Source organism: Citrobacter sp. Cpo142, assembly GCF_030332425.1.
Classification (GTDB): domain Bacteria; phylum Pseudomonadota; class Gammaproteobacteria; order Enterobacterales; family Enterobacteriaceae; genus Citrobacter; species Citrobacter portucalensis.
Window position 1 is genome coordinate 1 of record NZ_JAOWHW010000105.1, and the last position, 3,677, is coordinate 3,677.

Sequence of the window (3,677 nt, forward strand, 5' to 3'; positions counted from 1 at the left end):
CTGTAGATTCAATTGGTCAACGCAACAGTTATGTGAAAACATGGGGTTGCGGAGGTTTTTTGAATGAGACGAACATTTACAGCAGAGGAAAAAGCCTCTGTTTTTGAACTATGGAAGAACGGAACAGGCTTCAGTGAAATAGCGAATATCCTGGGTTCAAAACCCGGAACGATCTTCACTATGTTAAGGGATACTGGCGGCATAAAACCCCATGAGCGTAAGCGGGCTGTAGCTCACCTGACACTGTCTGAGCGCGAGGAGATACGAGCTGGTTTGTCAGCCAAAATGAGCATTCGTGCGATAGCTACTGCGCTGAATCGCAGTCCTTCGACGATCTCACGTGAAGTTCAGCGTAATCGGGGCAGACGCTATTACAAAGCTGTTGATGCTAATAACCGAGCCAACAGAATGGCGAAAAGGCCAAAACCGTGCTTACTGGATCAAAATTTACCATTGCGAAAGCTTGTTCTGGAAAAGCTGGAGATGAAATGGTCTCCAGAGCAAATATCAGGATGGTTAAGGCGAACAAAACCACGTCAAAAAACGCTGCGAATATCACCTGAGACAATTTATAAAACGCTGTACTTTCGTAGCCGTGAAGCGCTACACCACCTGAATATACAGCATCTGCGACGGTCGCATAGCCTTCGCCATGGCAGGCGTCATACCCGCAAAGGCGAAAGAGGTACGATTAACATAGTGAACGGAACACCAATTCACGAACGTTCCCGAAATATCGATAACAGACGCTCTCTGGGGCATTGGGAGGGCGATTTAGTCTCAGGTACAAAAAACTCTCATATAGCCACACTTGTAGACCGAAAATCACGTTATACGATCATCCTTAGACTCAGGGGCAAAGATTCTGTCTCAGTAAATCAGGCTCTTACCGACAAATTCCTGAGTTTACCGTCAGAACTCAGAAAATCACTGACATGGGACAGAGGAATGGAACTGGCCAGACATCTGGAATTTACTGTCAGCACCGGCGTTAAAGTTTACCTCTGCGATCCTCAGAGTCCTTGGCAGCGGGGAACAAATGAGAACACAAATGGGCTAATTCGGCAGTACTTTCCTAAAAAGACATGTCTTGCCCAATATACTCAACATGAACTAGATCTGGTTGCTGCTCAGCTAAACAACAGACCGAGAAAGACACTGAAGTTCAAAACACCGAAAGAGATAATTGAAAGGGGTGTTGCATTGACAGATTGAATCTACAGCGGCTTTCCTGAGAAACGTAAGCGTCGTCTGAGTACCGTCTGGTCCCGAATCCAGGATCCTGTAACTTAAGCACCCACTTATTTTGCAGGTGGACACCTCATGCGCGCTAAAGAAAGACTTCCCCGGAAACACTATTCCCCTGAATTCAAAATGGAACTGGTCAGGCTGGCTCTTGAAGAAGAAGGCAGTATTGCCGCACTGGCCCGGAAACATGACGTCAATGATAACCTGCTCTTTAAATGGATAAGGCTCTGGCAGCGTGAAGGGCGGGTCTGTCGGCCCCGAAAAAACTCATCGTCGCTTCCTGCCCTGATACCCGTGCAGCTTCAGGCGGGCTCTTCTCTCCCAACCTTCGAACTACCATCCTGCTCTCCTCCCGCTACCTGCCACATAAAATGTCGGGGAGGAGAAATAACACTGACTCATCCCTCTGCTGAACTCATGAGCACTGTCCTGCGCGAACTGATGCGGGGGCCGGTATGATAAATCTTCCCGCAGGCACAAAAATCTGGCTGGTTGCCGGTATCACCGATATGCGCAACGGCTTCAATGGCCTCGCCGCAAAGGTGCAGACCGCGCTGAAAGATGACCCGATGTCCGGCCACGTCTTCATCTTCCGGGGACGCAGCGGCAGTCAGGTAAAACTGCTCTGGTCCACCGGCGATGGTCTGTGCCTGCTGACAAAGCGACTGGAACGTGGTCGCTTCGCCTGGCCCTCAGCCCGCGATGGCAAAGTGTTCCTGACGCCGGCGCAACTGGCGATGCTGATGGAAGGTATCGACTGGCGACAGCCAAAGCGGTTACTGACATCCCTGACCATGTTGTAGCGCTCTTTATCCTGGTTGTCGCAGAATAAGCCTGGTAAAATACAGGCTTATGAACGATACCTCTTCTGACGACATCCTTCTGCTGAAACAGCGCCTGGCCGAACAGGAAGCGTTGATCCACGCCCTGCAGGAAAAGCTGAGCAACCGGGAACGCGAAATAGACCATCTGCAGGCGCAACTGGATAAGCTGCGCCGGATGAACTTCGGCAGTCGTTCCGAAAAGGTATCCCGCCGTATCGCGCAAATGGAAGCTGACCTGAACCTGCTGCAGCAGGAAAGCGATACGCTGACCGGCCGGGTGGATGACCCGGCAGTGCAGCGCCCGCTGCGTCAGACCCGCACCCGCAAACCGTTCCCTGAGTCACTCCCACGGGATGAGAAGCGGCTGCTGCCGACTGAGCCGTGTTGCCCGGAGTGCGGTGGTTCGCTGAGTTACCTGGGTGAGGATGCCGCCGAACAGCTGGAGCTGATGTGCAGCGCCTTCCGGGTTATCCGGACAGTCCGTGAAAAGCATGCCTGCCGTCGGTGCGATCGCATCGTTCAGGCCCCGGCTCCTTCGCGCCCCATCGAACGGGGGATCGCCGGACCGGGGCTGCTGGCCCGAGTGCTGACCTCAAAGTATGCAGAGCACACACCGCTGTATCGCCAGTCGGAGATCTATGCCCGCCAGGGTGTAGTGTTGAGTCGTTCTGTACTGTCGGGCTGGGTGGATGCGTGTTGTCGTCTGCTGGCACCGCTGGATGAAGCCCTTCAGCACTATGTCCTGACCGACGGCAAACTCCATGCTGACGATACGCCTGTCCCGGTGCTGTTGCCGGGCAATAAGAAGACGAAGACCGGGCGCTTATGGACGTACGTTCGAGACGACCGCAACGCCGGATCAGCGCTGGCCCCCGCAGTGTGGTTCGCTTACAGCCCGGACAGAAAAGGTATCCACCCTCAGACCCATCTTGCAGGCTTCAGTGGCGTACTGCAGGCTGATGCCTACGCCGGGTTCAACGAGCTCTACCGCGACGGCCATATAAAGGAAGCCGCGTGCTGGGCCCATGCCCGCCGAAAAATCCACGATGTTCACGTCCGTACCCCGTCAGTCCTGACGGAGGAGGCGCTGAAACGGATCGGCGAGCTGTATGCCATCGAGTCGGAGATCAGAGGTAAAAGAGCAGAGGAACGGCAGGCAGTCCGGCACCAAAAAGTGCTGCCGCTGCTGGCGTCACTGGAGGGGTGGCTGCGGGAGAAACAGAAAACCCTCTCAAGGCACTCAGAACTGGCGAAGGCGTTCGGGTATGCGCTGAACCAGTGGCCGGCGCTGATCCGCTATGCAGAAGATGGCTGGGTGGAGGTGGATAATAACATTGCCGAAAACGCCCTACGACGGGTCAGTCTGGGGAGAAAAAACTGGCTGTTCTTCGGCTCGGATCATGGTGGTGAGCGCGGTGCGTCACTGTACAGTCTTATCGGGACGTGCAAATTAAACGGCGTGGATCCGGAACGCTATCTGCATTATGTACTTGATGTCATCGCCGACTGGCCTGTGAACCGGGTGGGTGCTCTGCTCCCGTGGCGGGTTACTCTGCCTGCCTGACCAGCTTCACTTCGTCAATACGGTTCTCACTGCACGCTTAC

Annotated in this window: 4 protein-coding genes; all 4 read left to right on the forward strand. The window is 54.1% G+C overall.

What is annotated here, in order from left to right; all coding sequences use genetic code 11:
• Positions 1-63 precede the first annotated feature (63 nt).
• Complete coding sequence (locus OGY18_RS06495) at positions 64-1,215, forward strand: IS30-like element IS30 family transposase (protein WP_022652315.1); 1,152 nt, start codon at positions 64-66, stop codon at positions 1,213-1,215.
• A gap of 159 nt (positions 1,216-1,374) precedes the next feature.
• Positions 1,375-1,707 carry a transposase gene (locus tag OGY18_RS27310; protein WP_050586387.1) on the forward strand — a complete coding sequence of 111 codons (333 nt, stop codon included), beginning with the start codon at positions 1,375-1,377 and terminating at the stop codon, positions 1,705-1,707.
• On the forward strand, positions 1,704-2,051 hold the full coding sequence (tnpB, locus tag OGY18_RS06500; protein ID WP_000609174.1) for an IS66 family insertion sequence element accessory protein TnpB: 348 nt from the start codon (positions 1,704-1,706) through the stop codon (positions 2,049-2,051). The genes OGY18_RS27310 and tnpB overlap by 4 nt, the downstream gene beginning before the upstream one ends.
• A 49-nt stretch (positions 2,052-2,100) precedes the next feature.
• Complete coding sequence (gene tnpC / locus OGY18_RS06505) at positions 2,101-3,636, forward strand: IS66 family transposase (RefSeq protein ID WP_286552315.1); 1,536 nt, start codon at positions 2,101-2,103, stop codon at positions 3,634-3,636.
• The last annotated feature ends 41 nt before the right edge of the window (positions 3,637-3,677 follow it).